Origin of the sequence: Streptomyces sp. R41, assembly GCF_041053055.1 — a bacterium.
In the GTDB taxonomy this organism is placed as follows: Bacteria; Actinomycetota; Actinomycetes; order Streptomycetales; family Streptomycetaceae; genus Streptomyces.
Map to the genome: position 1 here is coordinate 1,131,593 of NZ_CP163443.1, position 16,943 is coordinate 1,148,535.

Consider the following 16,943-nt stretch of genomic DNA (forward strand, 5'->3'; position numbering starts at 1 on the left):
GACTCGGTCCGCTCCAGCGAATGAGGACTGACAGTGCAGTTGTGGACGAGCACGGGCGTGGCCCCTGCCAGCACATAGTACGTGTGGAGGGTGCCCGCGGTGAGGTCGTATGTGGTGGTGTGCTGGTGGAAGTTGCGGACGCCGAGAATGACGACGGTAGTGCCGTCGGCCTGGCCCAGTTTGTTGCCAGGGCGGCGACCGATAAGCGTCGGCGGGAGCGGCCGCGGACCCGCACGATCGGCGTGTGGCCGCGACGGGACCAGGTGCGATTGGTCGGCGGCGTCATCGAGAACCCGGCCACGTCCTCAAACACGAGCCAGGCGTCGAGCGCCGCCGCGGCATTCCACGTGCGGCCAGGTCTCCTTCACCCAGCCCGCCACCGCTGCCTCGTTACGCTCGACGGCCCGACGGGCCGGAACCTGGCAGGTCCAGCCGTGCCGCTTGAGCAGTGCCGCGACACCCTGAACGGTGTAACTCCTGTGGAAGCGGCGCCCGATCAGGGTCTTGATCCGCGACAGCGTGCAGGTATGGTTTGGCCAGCCGTGCGCGAGAGGACCTCCAGCTCGAGGACCGCGAACAGCTCATCGCTCAGTAGCGGCAGCGAGGCCGGGCCCTTCGAGGCCAGGGTCTGTGGTCCGTCCTCGCTCCACGCCTTCCGCCAGCGCTGCACCGAGCGGACGGTGACGCGCAGGTCGCGGGCGACAGTGGACGCGTCGTCACCTCTGGCGAATCGCTCGGCCGCCTCCATGCGCAACCGCTCCCGAAACGCCCGGCGCTCAGCGGTCAGTCCGCCACCCTGCGCGTACCTCATGAAGATGGCATACCGCGGGGATCACCAATCGTCAGCCTCCCCGACACCACGCCTTGAAGGTCAGTAGTATCACCTCAAAAGGAACTCAGCCTTTTCAGAGATCTCAGCTGCAAGCGGAGTCTCCAAGACCGATGAGAATCTCGCTCCGATATCCTCGATAACATCGTAGAGAAACCGACCTATGGCTTGCCGAAATTCTGAGAGCCTACAGGACCCCTGAAAATCTCCGAAGCTTGGAGAAATTGTGACCATCTCGCCAGATCGATGAAACCGAATCTCGGCATCAGATTCCGTGAAGTAATACTTGGCGTCAGTGTCGCCAGCTACGCCAAGCGTCGTGTAGATGTCGGCAAGCGAGAGGGAGAAATGCAAAAGCGGTACCCACCCCAGGTTCGTCTCCCAGCAGTTGCTATCAACCCGGATAGAAACATCGCCTGGGAAGAAGTACCACAGAAGCTCGCCTCGCGTAGCGGACGCACAATCGCGTCGATGCTCCCATCCAACAGGATCCGGCCGCTCTTCAAGCCTGCCACGGAATTCGATCATCGGATTGGGTGCATCGTTTGGACGTTGCGGTCTTCATCAACCCAGACCCGCACCTTGGTCTCACCGTTCTCGCCAACAACTCGACCAAGATCATGGTCGTGAGCGTGGTTGCCGGTCACAGAGTCGACCTTACTCGGCGTAGGACTCCCGCTTACAACCTCATTTGCCATGTCTTCAAAATCATCCGGATCGACATCTTCACTGAACTTGCTTCCCGTAGCAGGTGAGCCCGGTCCGTGCCTCGGCAAAATGTGCGTGTCGATCCTCTCGTCGGACAGACTAACCGGGCCGCCACAATTGTGAACGAGTACCGAGGTGGCTCCCGCCAGCACATAGTACGTGTGGAGGGTTCCGACGGTGAGGTCGTACGTGGTGGTGTGCTGATGGAAGTTTCGGACGCCGAGGATGACGACGGTAGTGCCGTCGGCGTGGCGGAGTTTGGTGCCGGGGGTGAGGTCGTGGGCGTCGGTCCAGCGGTGGTGGGTGACGTCCCAGAAGGGGTGGTGCCATGTCGTGGTGAGCTTGGCCTGGTGGCTCGGCGGCGGCCCGCGCTTGGGCGCCGTGCCCATGGTGAGCTCGGTGAAGTCCTTGTCCGTAGTGGTGATGATGACGTTCTGGACCGGCTCCGGGGCCGTGACACCGGTCTGCGGGTCGGTGGCCAGGACCGTGTCGCCGGCCTTGACCGTGCTGATCGGTTTCGATGAGCCGTCCGCCAGGCGGACGCCGGTACTGGGTATGAAGCTGTGCACCGCGCAGCCTGCCGCGTCTTCGGCCGCGCCAGCCCCGGCGCTTTCGGCCTTGCGGGCTTCTGAGATGGCGTGTTCGGCCTTGACCGCGTCCTCCGCCAGTTTCGCGGCTTCTTCTGCGTCCTTGACCGCCGTGTAGGCGCGGTCGAGGGAGCGCCAGACCTTGAAGGCTTCGACGCCGACCTTGATGGCTTTGAAGATCTTGCCCCAGGGGACGGCTGTCAGGGCTGTGTTGATGCAGCCCATGACGTCGCCCTTGGTGAAGCAGTTGTAGGCGTCGGTGAGGCCGATGACGTCCGCGACCAGGTTGAGCAGGCGGTGTTTGAGGCCGGATGCCTGCTTCTTCGCCGCGGCGGCGGCCGCGTCGGCGGTGGCCTTGGCCCGCTGCACGGCGCGGGCTTCGGCCTGCGGGTCGTACGTCTCCTTGCTGATGTTGCCGCCGCTGGCGCCGAGGTTGTGGCCGTCGGAGCACTTGCCGTGGTGGCAAACGGAGTGGTTTGAGCCGCCGGGGTCGACCGGGCCGGTTGTGACGTAGCGCTCGGGGTTGCTCTTGCTGGTGCCGGTGCCGCCGATGGGGTAGCCGACGCCGCACTGGTCGGCCATGCACAGTCCGGACGGGTCGGAGTGGGTGACCGGGGAGTCGGCGGAGTAGTCGTAGGCGTTCCAGGTTTGCGGGGCGCCGGTGTCCAGCAGGGGGTCGGGGCTGAGGAAGCGGCCGATGGAGGGGTCGTATTCGCGGGCGCCGAGGTTGGTCAGGCCCGTGTTGTCGTCCTGGGTGCCGCCGACGTATCCCCGTTGCCCGGTCCAGGTTCCGGACTGGTCGCGTGTTTCGCCGAAGGGTTTGTACTGGCGGCGGGTGACCTGCTGGGTCTGGGAGTCGATGGCCAGGGTGCTGGTGCCCTGGCGGTCGGGGATCAGGTAGGTGAAGTGTCCGTCGGAGGAGTGGGTGGCCACGGTCTGGCCGGCGATGGAGATGTAGCGCACCCCGTCGGCGGTGGTGGCGCCCTTCTTGAGGGTGATCTCCTCGTCGCCGGTGTAGAGGGTGGTGGCGTCGGGGCTGTGACGGATCAGCAGGCTGCCGTCGGCGTCGTAGAGGTACTTGGTGTCGCCGCACGTGGCCGCGGCCGAGGAATTCTGTGCCGCCATATCGCTGCACAGCCCACCTGGAGCGTTCGCCCGCGCTCGGGGGCACGAGGATGCAGTAGTGGTGGGTGCACAGGTCGAGGAAGACCAGGCCGCCCTGACCCAGAGGCGGCAACCGGCAGCTCAAGCGAGCGATGTTCCTGTCCGCGTTCGCCGCCCTGCACGATCCCGCCTCCCGCACCTACTACGATCCTCGGGCCCGATGCCGAGTTCGGCGAGCACGGCGCGGATGTCGTCCAGTGCGGCTGTGACGTCGTCCTCGTCGACGAAGGTCTCGACTTCGAGGAACGTCCCGTCGATCTCAGGGACGCGGACGAGGGTGGCGAGCATCTGCCGGCCGCGGGACTCGAAGTCGTAGCACTCGGCGATCCAGCGGCTTCGCGAATTTCTGGCTAGCTCGTCGGCGCGTTTTGAGGAGAAGCGGGTCGGCGAGTACGACCTGAGCATTCGTGCGGAGAGCCTCGGCATCATGGACACCGGGGGTGTCGACGGGCATCGGCCGATTCTGGTCTCTCTCATGGGGCCTGGTATCGGTGACGAGGCCGTCTTCGAAGCCGAGCACGCCGACGAAGTCGACCAGAAGCCTCTCATCGGCTTCGCCCCGACCCACGCGGTCGACGTCATCGCGTTCTGCAACAGTCCAGTCGACCACACCGTTGCAACCCTTTTGACCGCCGCCATCATGGATGTGATCGGCGGTGTCGCCAACGCCGAACTGCGGGAGGACCAAGTGCCGATCGTCGCTGGCCTGCCGGGCATCATCGCAACGATGACCAATCCATGGCTCGCTGCGTACGGCTCGGCGGAGTTCCTTAGGGCGTGGACCGAACAGCCCGGTTTCCGGCTCCTGAAGTAGCCGGAACTCGTCCAGTCGGCTCACGCGAGCAGTACCCGTTTGCGCAACAGCGGGAAGCGGGCGCGGCCGAACGCACCAGTCAGGCCCAGGCCGGGGCGGGGTGCCGCCCCGGCCTGGGCCCTTCGGGTCAGTCGCCGGTCCGCGGCAGCAGGGAGACGATCTTGCTGCCGTTCCGGGCGACCAGCACATCCTCGTAGAGCAGGAGTTGGGGCGAGTCCCCGAGGCCGGGCCCCGGTCCCGGCTCGGCGGTGTCGACGTGACCGCGCCAGACCTGCTCACCCGTGCGCAGATCGAGGCCGGACAGATCTCCGGTCGGGCTGAAGAAGTACACGACCCCCTGCCCCGCCGACACCACGGGAGACGCGATGCCCGACATCGTGTCCTTAGCGGGCATCTTGACGCCCACCGGGCCTGTCCACAGAGTCTTTCCCGTGGTCAGCGAGTAGGCCGAGGCCTTGCCCTTCCAGGACACGGAGATCAAACGATCACCGACGACATCCGAGTTGGCCGCCTGCCCCTCGATCCGATAGGAGTGCGAGGTCTGCTCCCCGGAGCCGCTGATGGTGGTCAGCTGCATGTCCTTGCCGGCCGCATCCTTCACTCCGATCAGGACCATCCGGTCCCCCGAGGTCCCGACGAGCTCCTGCCTGCCGGGGAGGGTCATGACCTTCTTGGCACTTCCGGTGGCGGGATCGAGACGGAAGACGTCGGTGTCGCCCGGCTCCTCGGTGTCCCGCGTACACAGGAGATGGGGCACACCGCTCAGCACCGCCCGTTGACACACGATGCCCTTGTCCCAGGTGTGGCGCCACTTCTCCTTACCGGTCAGCGGATCGAGGGCCGACATCGTGCGAAGCGACGGGGTGTTCGCCAGCACCGCGCCGTCGATGAGCATGGCGGCCTGGCCGGTGCGGTCATCCTGCGGCATCTCGATCGCCCACAGCACATCGCCGGTGTCGGCGTCCACCGCCATCAGATCGGTGCCGCCCGCGTAGTCCCCGTTCGGCAGCTTCTCCGCGGTGTGATTGCGGTAGGCATAGACCACCCCATCGCGCACGGCGAACGGGTGGTCGATCCCGTCGCCTTCGCGATTGACCTTGACAGTCCACAGCCGCTTGCCGGTGTTGGCGTCGAACTTGGCGGCGTCGTACTTGGACCCACTGCAGTACAGCGCGGAACCGTCCACCAGGCAGCCCCGCTCACTGGCACCCGGGGCGCCGCTCTGCCACGGCTTCCAGCCCTCCGGCGACACCGCCGGCCGCACAGGCCGGTCATGCTCGGCCGCACCGCCGCCCCCGAAGCCGAACACCGCCCCCACAGTGATCGCGGCAACGGCCACCGCCGCCCCCGCGGCCTGCGAGAAACGGCGCCGGCTGCGCCGCCGCACCACCTTCTCGACCAGGTCCCCGGGCGCCCGCACCCGGTCCAGGGCGACCGCGTGCAGCGTCTCCCGGACCTTCTCCTCCACCTGTTCCGTCGTCATCCCTGGATCCCCTTCGACGTATAGCTGAGCGGCCGCACCTGTTCCGCATGCCCTTCGGGCCCGAGCTCCGGTACGAGCACCCGGAGCTTGGCGAGCGACCTGTGCGCCGTACTGCGCACCGTGCCGACCGGGCACCCCAGCAGCGCCGCGACCTCGGCCTCCGGCAGGTCCTCGAAGTAGCGCAGCACGACCACGGCCCGCTGCCGCTTCGTCAGACGACCGAGCGCCGCCCACAGCGCGATCCGCAGCTCGGAGTCCGACCCGGCGTCGGCCTCCCCGCCGGACTCGGGCAGTACCGGCACCGTCGTCTCGGCGCGGTGCCTGCGCAGCCGCCAGCGGTTGACCTGCTGGCGATACATCACCTGGCGGACATACGCCTCGGGCTGCTCGATGTGCGCCCAGCGCCCGTAGGCCTTCATCAGCGCAATCTGCAGCAGATCCTCCGCGGAATGCCGGTCCCCGCCGGTGAGCAGCACCGCGAGCCCCAGCAGCGCGGTGGAGCGCATCGCTACGAACTCCCGGAACTCGTCGTGACTCGAGGCCTTCATCGACCCTCCCCTTCTCTCAACATCACGACGCGATGAGCCACCCGCAGCTATCCCTCAGCGGGCGAGATTGTGTGTTCACACCAAGTTGGTGACAACTTTCGCGCTCCGCCACGAGATTGACGCGCGCGACAAGCCCACTCCGTCACGGAGTCCTCACCGCAGGTCCCATGACCCGCCGCCCCGCGCTTCTCGCCTCCGCCATCGCGACCGCACGCGCAGCAGGGCTCGTCACCGTCCCGTAGCCCGCCGTCACGGCGGAGCCGAGGATCAGCGACACCCGGGGCAGGACCCGCATATCCCCGCTGGACGGGCAGCAGGTGTCAGGGAGTCCGCGTTACGACAAACTCGCAGTCGCTACGAAGCCACCGGCCAACTCGCCCTGATACGACACACACTGTGACCACATCTCAAACAGGCCTTAGCGGAACGGGGCGCAGGCTGCGCAGCGCGCACTACCGTCTGGCAGCCACGTCGCGGTCGCATAAGGGAGGAGTTCGTTGATGGCGCCTGGTACTGCGCACTGATCAAGCTGGCTGCGCATTCCTCTACCGAAAGAAGCATCGACGCAGGGTCAGATGCGCGCCACAGTCTGGACAGGGTATGCGCTACTCACCTTGACTGAGCGATCACGCACACTCTCCGCTCAGTGCAAATGCACAACTCACAGCCCCGGCACCTCAGTTGCCCACACGTACGGGGATGTGGTCGCCGTCAGTCGGCCACCGAGGCTCCGAACAGGGCCCCGGTCGCGGGCAGGCCCATGGTGGACGGGCCGAACGAGAAGGAACCGCTCGCGGTGATGCCGCTGGAGGTGGCCGAGAAGACCCACGCGGCACCGTTGTTCGCGTTCTCCGCCCAGTCGCCGACGACCATGCCGTCCTTCTTGTCGCCGTTGGCGTCGACGAGGGCGGTCTCGCCGCCGAAACGGTCCAGCTTCTCGGCAGTGCCGGGTACCCCGGCGGTGTTCTGGCTGAACGACTTGATGCCGGTGGTGGTCAGACCGTTCGCGCTGCCGCGCAGCACGAGCACGGTGCCGGCGTCGGTGAGGCCGTCGAAGTCCTCGCCGGGCAGGCCGGTCACCACGTCGAGGTAGCCGTCGCCGTTGGTGTCGCCGATCGACAGGCCCGAGCCCATGCCGTCACGCCACTCCCCCACGCCCGGCACGCCCGCGGTGTCCTGGTTGATCCACACCGGCTTGCGGGTGGTGGACACGCCGTTCGGGCCGCCGTGGACGACGGCGATCGCACCGCCCTTGACCGGGAGGCCGACGTCGTAGTCGGTGCCGTCGACGGAGTGGCCGACGACGATCTCGGCGTGACCGTCCTTGTCGAGGTCGCCGATCTCGACGTCCTCGCCGCGGACGAGCCGGCCCTGGGCGTCCTTGAGGAGGCCCTTGTACGTGAACCCGGACGGACCGCCCACCAGCAGGGCGACCCCACCAGTACCGATCTCGCCGTCCTGCTGCCTGGCGCTGACCGCCAGATCGGCAATGCCGTCGCCGGTCACGTCACCGGCGGCCATCGCGATGGCGTACCACTCCTCGCCGGGGACGAGGGTGAAACGGGTCGTCCTCGCGCTGCCGCCGTCCCGCTGGAATGGGCCGTGCAGCACCGAGCCGTCGCCCGGGGTGTTCTCGTCGCCGTAGTCGTCGCCCGACGCCGCCACGTCCGGGTTCTTGTCCCCGTCGACGTCGGCGACCACGAAGGAGCCGCGGGAGTTCGCCGGCACGTTCCTCAGCAGGATCGGCGTGGCGGACAGCCCCTTGGGGCCGCCCCAGTTGACGGCCAGGAATCGTCCGTTGTAGCCGCTGATCGGCGACATGTCCACGAGCGACAGCAGGTCGGCGTAGCCGTCCCGGTCGAGGTCGCCGCTCTGCAGGTCGCTGCCGTAGCGCGTCTGTGGCTGCGTCGTCGACCGGCTCGACCAGGTCAGCACCTGCTTGCGCGAGGTCGACAGCCCGCTGGACGAGCCGTACAGCACCCTGACGGCCCCCGCCTTCGCCTGCCCGTTCAACGTGGTGCCCGGCGCGCCGATCGCCAGGTCGGGGTAGCCGTCGCCGTTGAAATCGTCGTGCAGGCGCTTGGTGCTGGGCGTGGTGGCGGTCGTCGCGGCCGGGGTGGCGGCGTTGACGACGGGAGCCAGCACGGCACCGCTGACAAGGGCGATACCGGCGGCGAGGACGAGCCGACTGCGGCGCCGGGGAAGGGAACGGGAAGCCATGGTTGTCCTTACGTAGGCGGAGAAGAAGGCGCGTAACGTAGGCGGAGAAGAAGGCGCGTAACGTAGGCGGAGAAGAAGGCGCGTAAGGGGGGATCAGCGCGGGAACGCGTCGCCGAGCCAGGCGCCGCTCGCGACCGTGCCGAGAGTGCGGGCGCCGAAGGGGATGGAGCCCTTGGCCATGACACCGGCGGACCCAGAGCGGAACACTTATACGGCACCGGCGTACGCGTCCTCACGCCGCCCAGTACGACTCACTAGAGCGACGGTTGGTTGTGTTGGGGTACGCCGCGACTTTCCCTGCCGTTAAGAGGTCGTTTTCTCCTGCTGTTTCATTCCGTGATGCGGATTTGGTCCTGTGATGTCGGGTCGCGCCAGGAATGGTGGCTCCACCGGTGAGGCGGCGGGCCATCAGGTCGGTCATCGTGGGGTGGATCATGGCTTCGGAATGGTGGGGGTGGGTTTCGTAGTCGCGCGCGAGGCGGCGGCGCAACATCAGCCAGGCGTCTCCATGCACGCTCACGAAGCGCACCTCAACGCCGAAGTGGCTCTGGTCGACATCTCTGGACGGTCACGATCGTTGTGAGCTTGCTCCGCTTTGACGGACACCATCGGTGTGGTGGTCAGGCCGCGAGTGCGGTCTCGTACTCGGCGGGACTGCGGTAGCCGAGGCTGCTGTGCAGCCGGTGCAAGTTGTACCAGCCCTCGATGAAGTCGAAGATCGCGGTGCGGGCTGCGGCCCGACTGCGCCAGGAGCTCGTGTCGAGCAACTCCCGTTTGATGGTGGCGAAGAACGACTCGGCTAGCGCGTTGTCCCAGCACTGCCCGGTGCGCCCGACGGAAAGCCGAACGCCCAACTCCCTTGCCAGGGCGGCGAATTGCTGACTGGTGTACTGACAGCCGCGATCCGAGTGAAAGATCACCGGCCGGGCGGGACGACGCAGGCGACAGGCGGACCTGAGAGCGTCCGCGACCAGTTCGGTCCGCAGGTGGTCGGCGGTGGACCAGCCGACCACGCGGCGGGAGGCGATGTCGATGACGGTGGCCAGATAGAGCCAGCCCTCGTCGGTGGCAACGTAGGTGATGTCACCGCACCAGCGGGTGTCGAGGCCGTCCTGGGCGGGAGCGAAGTCGCGAACGACGAGGTCGGGCCGAGCGGCGGCCCGCGGGTCGGGGATCGTCGTCAGCTGCCGCCGCCTGCGGTGCCGGCCCTGCAGTCCGGCGCTGCGCATCAGTCTGGCGATGCGGCGGCGGCCGCAGCCCTCGCCCTGCCGCTGCAGGACGGCGTGGATGCGCGGGGCTCCGTAGGTTCCGCGGGAGGTCTCATGGACTTCGGTGATCTTCTCGGTCAGCTCGGCATCGCGGACCGCCTGCGAACCGGGCCTGCCACTGCGACGGGCATAGAAGGCGGCTCGGGAGACCTTAAGCAGTTCACACGCGCGCTTGACGTTGTGACCGTCTCGCTTCTCCGCCTCGATGAACGGATGCACCGTCACCGGGTCTCCTTCGCGAAGAAAGCCGTGGCCCGCTTGAGGACCTCCACGTCCTCCCGCAACCTGCGGTTCTCCCGCCGCAACGCGGCCAGCTCCTCGCGCTCGCTGCTGGTCAGCCCGTCACGCTCGCCCGCGTCGACCTCGGCCTGGCTGACCCACAGCCGCACCGCCGTCTCCGTCAGATCGAAGTCCTTGGCGACCTGACCAACCGAACGGTCACCGCGCCGGCACAGCTCGACGATCTCGGCCTTGAACTCCGGCGTGAACGAACGGCGAGGCCGAGGCTTCTTCTTCCCCATGCTCTCCATGATGGACATCCTTCCGGGGCAGAACCCCTGATCTCAGATGTCCGTCAAAGCGGATCAAGCCCAGTTGTTCGCAGCGATCAGCTGTGTGGGGTGGGAATGCCCAGGTCGTGCAGGTCATGTCCGTGGTGCCGCAGCTCTCCTTCCAAAGGCGACCGGATGGGTGCTCGACCGGTTCATCGAAGCGGACCTGACGGTTGTGGTCGAAGCGCCCGCAGTGCTTCGACCACCGCTGCGTTTGGGGAAACGGCGTGGTCGGTGCAAGGGACGCATAATCTTGAGCCTGTTGGGGACATCCGTCGATCGTCGGGGGAGCGATGGCAGCGGAGCGGGTCAGAAAGAGACGCCTGCGGCAGGTGCGGGCCGTCTGGCAGGTACCGGGGGCCCCGGGCAAGAATCACGACGCCGTGGGCGGTTGGTGCACGGCGGGACTGGTGGTCCGAGGGCGTCCGGACGGGCTGCACGGATACGACGTGGAGACCGGTGAACCCCGCTGGTCCTGGATCGCTCCTGACCGCAGACTGCTGCTCGCCATGAGCCGCGCGGCCGAGGACGGGGTGGGCCTGGCTGTCCACGCCGACGAGAACGGCCCAGGTGAGTGGGGCGCCGATTGCGCCGTCACCGCTTTCAGCACCGAAGACGGCAACGCCTTGTGGTCCGTTCCCTATGACTTCAGCAACGAGCCCTGGAGATACGACTACGACCGCTTCGCCGACGCCATCGCACTTGCCCCGGACCGGGCCGTCGTCCTGGCACAGGGAAGCCCCACGGCCCACGCGCTGCGCAGCGGGAACATCGTCTGGCCGCCGATAGCACCCCTGAAGGGTGACGGCCGGCTTGCGGTCTGCGGGCACGGCATCGTCCAGATCGGGCTCGCCGACGGCCACGTCACCGTCCGCTGCCTCGACGCCTCCGAGGGCGCCATCCGCTGGGAAGTCAGGCCGTCCACCGACGGTCCCGTCGGGGAGGTCCACGTGCTGTATGAGGATCCCCTCGCCATCCTCTGCCTGGGAAAGGGACGCCGTGCGGAAGAGATGCTGCTGGTCCTCGACGGCGAGGACGGGCAGCCGACCGCCCGGATACCGGTCCAGGGCCTGCACGGTGAGCTGTGCGTCCAGTCCCCGTACGGGCTGCTGGACGACCAGCCGGTGGCGGCCGTCCGGGACTTGCTGGTCGCCATGGTCCGTCCCCCGGGTGCCTACGGGGACCATCTGACCGCGTTCGCCCTCGATGGTGGAACGCCACGTTGGACATGGCGGTCCAAGGGAACGATCAGCGGCGTCTTTGCGCTCGGCGACAACGTTGTGGCGGTAAGCAAGTGGCAATCCTCTGAGGGACCGGACGGCACCGTCCATGTTCACCAGCTCAACGGCGCCACCGGTGCGGTGATGAAGGTGCGCCGGCTGCATGGATGCCAAGCCGGCATGCGCGGCCGGTATTACCTCGATGGAGACCGGCGCCTCGTCCGCATTGCCCGCTGGGGTGAAGGGACCTGGCATCCGGTGCAGATGTTCCGGCTGCGCTGACACGTAAGGCTAGGGTTGCGAACAGCACGGTGTCGGTCTCCGTGCAAGCATGACGGGGGAATTCGCGCCCTGATCTGTGATCGTTAGAGGGCGGTCACAATCGCAGCAGGACACGGGTGCGGAGGAGCCGGAAGGATCCGCGGCCGTACATCTGCCGCTTGATCACCATAGACACCTGACAGGTACCGCTTACCTGCAAATGGGTTACGCGGCGCCCCGGTGACCAGGGATTGGGTGCCCACCATCTGTCGTTGCCTGTCGTGGTTGGCCACCCTCGGACGGCCCACAGACGGCCCAGTCTCGGCCCCCGAGGAGCCGCTAGTGCTAGCGACAGGGGCCGCTAACGTTAGCGGCCCCGCTAGCGACCAAAGCCGCTCGGGATCAGTGTGTTAGCGGTTAGCGAGCCATCCGGACAGACGCCAGAATCGTGCCGCTCGGGGTCCTGAGAGGAGCGCCGGCCGGACGCTACGCGGCCGTAGTCACGCGCGAACGGCCAGGCGCCTGCGCACCTGGCCGTTCGACAGCCGCCGTCAGGCGCTTTGCCAGCCGGAAGTACGCCCGCCCCGCCAGACAACTTCGATCTGAGTGATTACGGTGCCGGTCGGCGCGTTGAACTCATAACAGCTGCCGTTGGCCCCATCACCGTCGGCAACGTCGTAGATCTTGCCGCCGGTGACCTTGAAGCGGCCGTAGACCCCCACACCGTCCGCTTTCTCGTCGCATACCGCCCCCCTCGTGTGGTCGTACGACGCCCAGATCGACCCGAGCAGCGTTCCGTCCGCGGCCTTGACGAAGGCGGACCCGTAGTGGGCCGCCGCGGGCGTCGCAACGGCGAGCACGCAGGCTGCCGAGGCAGCAGCGGCGACGGTAAGGAATGAGGTGGTTCTGATCAACGTGATCTCCCTCGTGAAGGGTCGTCTTCAGGACGTCTTCCAGCCAGAACCGCGCGGTGGATCGCTCCGCAAGACTGCTTCGAACTCGATGATGTACTTGCCGATCGGCGCGGTGAACCCGGGGCAGATGCCCCCAGCACCATCGGAATCGGCAACGTCGTAGATCTTGCCGTCGTTGAGCTTGAAGCGGCCGTAGACGCCCAGACCGTCCGCATCCCTGTCGCAGACACTCCCATGCTCGTGGCCGTCGTAGACCGTGGTCTGCGCGGCCACCACAAAACCGGCATGCGTATAGACATAGGCATTCATCGTGTGGGCCGCTGCGGGCGTCGCGAAAGTCAGCATGCCGGCGATCGTGGCACTGGCGACGCCCAAGACTGGGATGGTCTTTCTCAAGGTGATCCCCCCGTGAATGTTCGAGTCGTCTGTGATTCAAGTCACGCGAGTCGGAATGCTGGCATGTACCGCACAAGGCGTCAATGGCCCCACAGAGGGTGCCTCCCCACTTCATGTCCGCAGCCGCCGAGCGCGCCGCCGGGCGCGGGCCTTGATGAGGTAGAGAAATCTGCAGCTCCGGTCTTCCCGCGGTCCGTGTTCCGTCCTCTGCCTTGTCGCTTGTCGCTTGTCTTGTCGCTTGTCGGCTCGCAGGTCAGAGGCCGTATCAGAGTGCCGCTGCAGTACGACTTTGTCTGAGGCGACAAGCGACAAGCGTGCCGACGGGCCGCCCCGCGACGCGGGGTGCGTCATGAGAAGAGCAGGAAGGAGCGGCCTACGGCCGCGCGACCCTTCGCAGCTCGCTACGCTCGCGCGGAGACCCGCCGTCGGGGCGAAGGCGGGGACGCCTTCCTGAGGGCCCGGACCCCCTTGCGCGGGGTGTGGAAGGTGCGTAAGGGCGTGAACGGCCACCCATGGCCCCGTGGTTGCGTCGACAGCAGCAGTTTCCGCCCGCCCTACGCGCGCATGCGCGTAGGGCCCCTCCCCGGAAACCCCAGCGACTCGGAAACCCGCAGGTCGGAGCCAGTTGCAGGGGTCAACTGGCGCTGTCGACGCAACCGACGGCATCAACCGCCGCAAATCGGGCGGGCTGGCGACCCGGTATAACGACCGCGTGCACAAGCAAGAGCACGCCTCGCCCCGTGGTGCTCCTCTTGCTTGTGCACGCGAGGACGGCAATCCAGGGGGCGGCGGACGCGCCCGCCTGGAATGCCGTCCTGGGGGCCTTCCAAGGGGTGGACGGCGATGTGTCCGTGCATGCTGATGATCAGGTTGGCGAGGGTGTCCCCGCGGAGCTCGCGGCATTCCTGCGGGGTCGCTGTCCGCGATGAACGCACGGCTGCCGCATCCAGAAAAAGGGGCCCGCCATGGCCGCTGCCGCTGTCGTCACCGCCGCGCCCGCGCTGCCGCGCCAGGCGGTCTGGGGCATTTCCGTCAGCATGCCGATCCGGAGCCGGTTGCCGTCAGGGGCGCACAGCTCTCACGCGCCCACGGAGCGCCCTTGTCCATGTCGCCCCTCGCCGCAGATCGGCCGACCGAGGAGGGGCGGACGTGACAGGGATCTGCCGCAGCGCTTCTCTCTGGCTGTCAAAATCCCGGACCCAGCCCGACCGAAAGGCCGTTGGCAACCTTTTCGCCTCCTGCGGCAACTGAGGAGCGCAAGACCTACTCGCTCTTCCGAACGGATGGACATGCAGGAAACAAGGCAGGCCGCGCGGCACCGCAAGCGCAGACGCGGGCTGATGACGGGCACAACTGCGGCGCTGATCATCGCAGGCCTTCTTGTCTGGCTGGTCGTGACCATGCAACCCGACAGCAAGACCGATGCCAGGCGTGCCACGGCCACGCCCGTTGCCGACTCCCAGAAGACTCTCCCGCCCACATCGCCGGGTCAGAAGCCGTCCACAGCCTCCCCGTCCCCCGCCTCTGCGACCGGCACGGCCTCCGCGACCACTCCGAAGGCCTCCGCGACCACGTCGACGCCTCAGTCATCGGCCACCCCGCGCAGGGCTCCTGCCACGGCATCCTTGGCCGGACGGATCCGACCCAAGGTCACCTACCAAGGAGTTGCCACTGTCTACAAGGCCGGGACCGGGGACGGCGCCTGCTCGTACGGCCCGAGCAGCGACATGATGATCGCGGCCATGAACACCACCGACTACGAAACGTCCAAGGCCTGCGGGGCATACGTGCTCGTCCGCGCGGCGAACGGCGCCTCCGTCACGGTTCGGATCACCAACGAATGCCCACTGCCCTGCGCACCTGGGCAACTCGACCTCAGTGAACAGGCCTTCGCCAAACTGGCCGCTCCCTCGACCGGCCGGATCGCGATCACCTGGAGCCTGTTGAGCCCCAGCACGTCCGACACGATCTCGATCCGCTACAAGACCGGGTCCAGCCCCTACTGGTGCGCCATCCAGGCGATCGGCCACCGTAACCCGCTCGCGCGGCTGGAGGTCCGCACCAGCAGCGGCTGGCGCCAACTGACCCGCACCGGCTACAACTACTTCCTCTCCCCCGACGGCAGCGGGTGCGGCGGCGCCATAAGGATCACCGACATCTACGGAGAACGACTGACCATCAACGGGATCACTCTGCGGCCGGAAGCCGTGCAGCCGACGCGGCTCCAGTTCGCACGGCACTGACCCGCAGCCCACCCTGGCGCCCCTCCGAACGGAACGCTCGGCCACGAGGCACTGCCGCCTACGAGTTCGGCTACGGCTTGGCCGCCGTCCTGTACTCCAGCGATACGCAGCACCGTCCCACCCCCGGCCGCCACGACCCCCCTCGGCTGTGGCGGCCATGGCTCCACCCCCACCAGCTCTCGCCAGAGGCAGGTCCAGATTTCTTCAGGGGCAAGTAGCTAGGGGCGGTCCGGGTCCAGGGCGTCGCGGACGGCGGCCATGATGGCCTCGGTATCGGCGCCCAGCGCGCGGGCGGAAGAGGTGAAATCGCGCGCAAGGGTGGCGAGTTGGGAGGCGTATGGGCGGGTCGGGCCAGCTGGAAGTGCCGCGACCCGGGAGCCCGCCCCGCGCCGGGTGCGGATCAGCTCGGCGGCCTCCAGCTCGCGGTAGGCGCGGGCCACGGTGCCTGGTGCGAGGCCGAGGTCTGTGGCCAGCTGGCGCACGGTCGGCAGCCGGTCGCCCTCGGCCAGCTGGCCGGTGACGATCAGCGCGCCGAGTTGCGCGCGGATCTGCGCGTACGGCGGTACCTGGCTGGCAGTATCGACGCGGACGGCGGGCTCATTCATCGTCGGGGGACCCCTTTGCCGCATCGTCGTCGACGGCCCGGGGGGCCACCACGGTGATCAGGGACCAGGCGACGGTGAACAGGTTCAGCAGGGCCAAAGGGTAGAACACCCAGAAGGTGAGCGCGCCCATCGAACCGGCGCAGCCCGTCTCCGTGAGCGAGATGGAGATCATCAGCACGGCGTACAGCTGCTGGCTCGACACCAGCAGGCCCCAGGCCCCGGTGACTGCCCACGCGCGGTCGCGACGCTGCTGCTCCCCGCCCGGTCCGTGGGCGATGCGGCGCAGAGCCCACACGCAGGTTGGGGTGGCTATGGCGAGGGCGCCGAACGTCGGGAGGCTGTAGTACATGCCTGGCCAGGGGCCCAGGGACGCCGGCATCCCGTTGCAGGTGACGGCGATGACCTTGCCCGTGCTGAAAATACGGTCGGGGTCGACGGAGGCCGTGGCGGCCGTGATGGCCAGCAGCACGGCAAGCGAGACCCCCTGAAGGGCAATCAGGGGGCCCATGCGTGGTGGCACATGGTCTCTGACCAGGCGCGGGGCGAGACTCGCCGTGCGTACCGCGTCCTGGGGGATCAGGGTCAGCGCGTCGGCAAGAAGGACGCCTGCCACCGCGCACAGGCCGAAGGCCGTGATGCAGAACACGACGCGCTGCTCGAACTCGACGTGCCCCAGTGTGGACAGCGCCTGTGCGGCCACGATGCCGATGGCCAGGCCGGACCAGCGGGCGTAGTAGTTGGCGTGATCGAGGAAGCAGCGCTGGAACGGGGCGGTGCCGAGCATAGGGAGATCCCCTCAGATCATCTTGTACCAAGCAGCAAGCACAAGATGCCCTAGTTGGAATCTTGTGTCAAACATCCGATACAAGGCGATGCAGAGGGAGGTGGATTCTGGCGCGGGACAGCCCTTGGGACTCCAGCCGGACTTCTGCATTCGTCCTGGTCAACGGCTCGCTGGCGTCGGTTGCGGACGACGAGATCGGCGTGGCCCTCGAACTGCTCTGGGGCACCGCGGCGATGAACACGTGGAACTCCCGCCGGGCGGGAGTGCTGTCCTGGCTCGGCTGGTCCCGTGAGCGCGGCTACGAGGGGCCGACGGTCCCGGCCTGGGCGAAGCGGCTGGCTGTGCCCC

General features: G+C 67.5%; 13 protein-coding genes and 6 pseudogenes. 4 read left to right on the forward strand and 15 right to left on the reverse strand.

Annotation, left to right across the window (positions count from 1 at the left end; all coding sequences use genetic code 11):
• Positions 1 to 187: 187 nt before the first annotated feature.
• The 5 genes and pseudogenes from AB5J53_RS05575 to AB5J53_RS05595 form a co-directional block, all read right to left on the reverse strand.
• Positions 188 to 286, reverse strand: a pseudogene (locus AB5J53_RS05575) (DDE endonuclease); the annotation flags it as partial.
• Positions 283 to 811 (reverse strand): annotated as a pseudogene (locus tag AB5J53_RS05580) (winged helix-turn-helix domain-containing protein). The pseudogenes AB5J53_RS05580 and AB5J53_RS05575, both read right to left, overlap by 4 nt.
• 69 nt (positions 812 to 880) lie before the next feature.
• Positions 881 to 1,357 carry a hypothetical protein gene (locus AB5J53_RS05585; RefSeq protein WP_369244492.1) on the reverse strand — a complete coding sequence of 159 codons (477 nt, stop codon included), beginning with the start codon at positions 1,355 to 1,357 and terminating at the stop codon, positions 881 to 883.
• Positions 1,354 to 3,249 carry an RHS repeat-associated core domain-containing protein gene (locus AB5J53_RS05590; protein ID WP_369244493.1) on the reverse strand — a complete coding sequence of 632 codons (1,896 nt, stop codon included), beginning with the start codon at positions 3,247 to 3,249 and terminating at the stop codon, positions 1,354 to 1,356. The genes AB5J53_RS05585 and AB5J53_RS05590 overlap by 4 nt, the downstream gene beginning before the upstream one ends.
• A 120-nt stretch (positions 3,250 to 3,369) precedes the next feature.
• A pseudogene (locus AB5J53_RS05595) lies at positions 3,370 to 3,603 on the reverse strand (hypothetical protein); the annotation flags it as partial.
• A gap of 31 nt (positions 3,604 to 3,634) precedes the next feature.
• Here AB5J53_RS05595 and AB5J53_RS05600 point away from each other — a divergent pair.
• On the forward strand, positions 3,635 to 4,102 hold the full coding sequence (locus AB5J53_RS05600) for a DUF6368 family protein (RefSeq protein WP_369252066.1): 468 nt from the start codon (positions 3,635 to 3,637) through the stop codon (positions 4,100 to 4,102).
• Between the two features lie 127 nt (positions 4,103 to 4,229).
• Here AB5J53_RS05600 and AB5J53_RS05605 read toward each other — a convergent pair whose 3' ends face one another.
• The 6 genes and pseudogenes from AB5J53_RS05605 to AB5J53_RS05630 all read right to left on the reverse strand — a co-directional run.
• Positions 4,230 to 5,585, reverse strand: a complete 1,356-nt coding sequence (locus AB5J53_RS05605) for a PQQ-binding-like beta-propeller repeat protein (protein ID WP_369244494.1) — start codon at positions 5,583 to 5,585, stop codon at positions 4,230 to 4,232.
• On the reverse strand, positions 5,582 to 6,133 hold the full coding sequence (locus tag AB5J53_RS05610) for a SigE family RNA polymerase sigma factor (RefSeq protein ID WP_369244495.1): 552 nt from the start codon (positions 6,131 to 6,133) through the stop codon (positions 5,582 to 5,584). The genes AB5J53_RS05605 and AB5J53_RS05610 overlap by 4 nt, the downstream gene beginning before the upstream one ends.
• A gap of 711 nt (positions 6,134 to 6,844) precedes the next feature.
• Complete coding sequence (locus tag AB5J53_RS05615) at positions 6,845 to 8,353, reverse strand: integrin alpha (RefSeq protein WP_369244496.1); 1,509 nt, start codon at positions 8,351 to 8,353, stop codon at positions 6,845 to 6,847.
• A 379-nt stretch (positions 8,354 to 8,732) separates the two neighbouring features.
• A pseudogene (locus AB5J53_RS05620) lies at positions 8,733 to 8,837 on the reverse strand (IS5/IS1182 family transposase); the annotation flags it as partial.
• A 136-nt stretch (positions 8,838 to 8,973) separates the two neighbouring features.
• A complete protein-coding gene (locus AB5J53_RS05625) occupies positions 8,974 to 9,846 on the reverse strand; it encodes an IS3 family transposase (RefSeq protein WP_369244481.1) in 873 nt (290 codons plus the stop codon).
• Positions 9,847 to 9,863: 17 nt separating this feature from the next.
• Positions 9,864 to 10,160 (reverse strand): annotated as a pseudogene (locus tag AB5J53_RS05630) (transposase); the annotation flags it as partial.
• 305 nt (positions 10,161 to 10,465) lie between these two features.
• Here AB5J53_RS05630 and AB5J53_RS05635 point away from each other — a divergent pair.
• Entirely contained in the window at positions 10,466 to 11,674 is a 1,209-nt protein-coding gene (locus AB5J53_RS05635) for a PQQ-binding-like beta-propeller repeat protein (protein ID WP_369244497.1), read from the forward strand.
• 530 nt (positions 11,675 to 12,204) lie between these two features.
• On the opposite strand, the gene AB5J53_RS05640 is transcribed toward AB5J53_RS05635, so the two are convergent.
• Together AB5J53_RS05640 and AB5J53_RS05645 are read right to left on the reverse strand one after the other, a co-directional pair.
• Entirely contained in the window at positions 12,205 to 12,567 is a 363-nt protein-coding gene (locus tag AB5J53_RS05640; protein WP_369244498.1) for a hypothetical protein, read from the reverse strand.
• Between the two features lie 27 nt (positions 12,568 to 12,594).
• Positions 12,595 to 12,942, reverse strand: a complete 348-nt coding sequence (locus AB5J53_RS05645; RefSeq protein WP_369244499.1) for a hypothetical protein — start codon at positions 12,940 to 12,942, stop codon at positions 12,595 to 12,597.
• Positions 12,943 to 14,252: 1,310 nt separating this feature from the next.
• On the opposite strand from AB5J53_RS05645, the gene AB5J53_RS05650 reads away from it, so the two are divergent.
• Positions 14,253 to 15,206, forward strand: a complete 954-nt coding sequence (locus tag AB5J53_RS05650; RefSeq protein ID WP_369244500.1) for an expansin EXLX1 family cellulose-binding protein — start codon at positions 14,253 to 14,255, stop codon at positions 15,204 to 15,206.
• A 218-nt stretch (positions 15,207 to 15,424) separates the two neighbouring features.
• Here AB5J53_RS05650 and AB5J53_RS05655 read toward each other — a convergent pair whose 3' ends face one another.
• Positions 15,425 to 15,811, reverse strand: coding sequence for a GntR family transcriptional regulator (locus tag AB5J53_RS05655; RefSeq protein WP_369244501.1), 387 nt, complete (start codon positions 15,809 to 15,811; stop codon positions 15,425 to 15,427).
• Complete coding sequence (locus AB5J53_RS05660) at positions 15,804 to 16,595, reverse strand: hypothetical protein (protein ID WP_369244502.1); 792 nt, start codon at positions 16,593 to 16,595, stop codon at positions 15,804 to 15,806. The genes AB5J53_RS05655 and AB5J53_RS05660 overlap by 8 nt, the downstream gene beginning before the upstream one ends.
• A gap of 170 nt (positions 16,596 to 16,765) precedes the next feature.
• On the opposite strand from AB5J53_RS05660, the pseudogene AB5J53_RS05665 reads away from it, so the two are divergent.
• Positions 16,766 to 16,942, forward strand: a pseudogene (locus tag AB5J53_RS05665) (site-specific integrase); the annotation flags it as partial.
• Between the last annotated feature and the right edge of the window lies 1 nt (position 16,943).

Excerpts from the sequence above, each read along its gene's own strand:
- AB5J53_RS05635 (WP_369244497.1), top strand. The coding sequence starts at position 10,466 with ATGGCAGCGGAGCGGGTCAGAAAGAGACGCCTGCGGCAGGTGCGGGCC.
- AB5J53_RS05610 (WP_369244495.1), bottom strand. The coding sequence starts at position 6,133 with ATGAAGGCCTCGAGTCACGACGAGTTCCGGGAGTTCGTAGCGATGCGC.
- AB5J53_RS05605 (WP_369244494.1), bottom strand. The coding sequence starts at position 5,585 with ATGACGACGGAACAGGTGGAGGAGAAGGTCCGGGAGACGCTGCACGCG.
- AB5J53_RS05650 (WP_369244500.1), top strand. The coding sequence starts at position 14,253 with ATGCAGGAAACAAGGCAGGCCGCGCGGCACCGCAAGCGCAGACGCGGG.
- AB5J53_RS05615 (WP_369244496.1), bottom strand. The coding sequence starts at position 8,353 with ATGGCTTCCCGTTCCCTTCCCCGGCGCCGCAGTCGGCTCGTCCTCGCC.
- AB5J53_RS05660 (WP_369244502.1), bottom strand. The coding sequence starts at position 16,595 with ATGCTCGGCACCGCCCCGTTCCAGCGCTGCTTCCTCGATCACGCCAAC.
- AB5J53_RS05585 (WP_369244492.1), bottom strand. The coding sequence starts at position 1,357 with ATGATCGAATTCCGTGGCAGGCTTGAAGAGCGGCCGGATCCTGTTGGA.
- AB5J53_RS05590 (WP_369244493.1), bottom strand. The coding sequence starts at position 3,249 with ATGGCGGCACAGAATTCCTCGGCCGCGGCCACGTGCGGCGACACCAAG.
- AB5J53_RS05655 (WP_369244501.1), bottom strand. The coding sequence starts at position 15,811 with ATGAATGAGCCCGCCGTCCGCGTCGATACTGCCAGCCAGGTACCGCCG.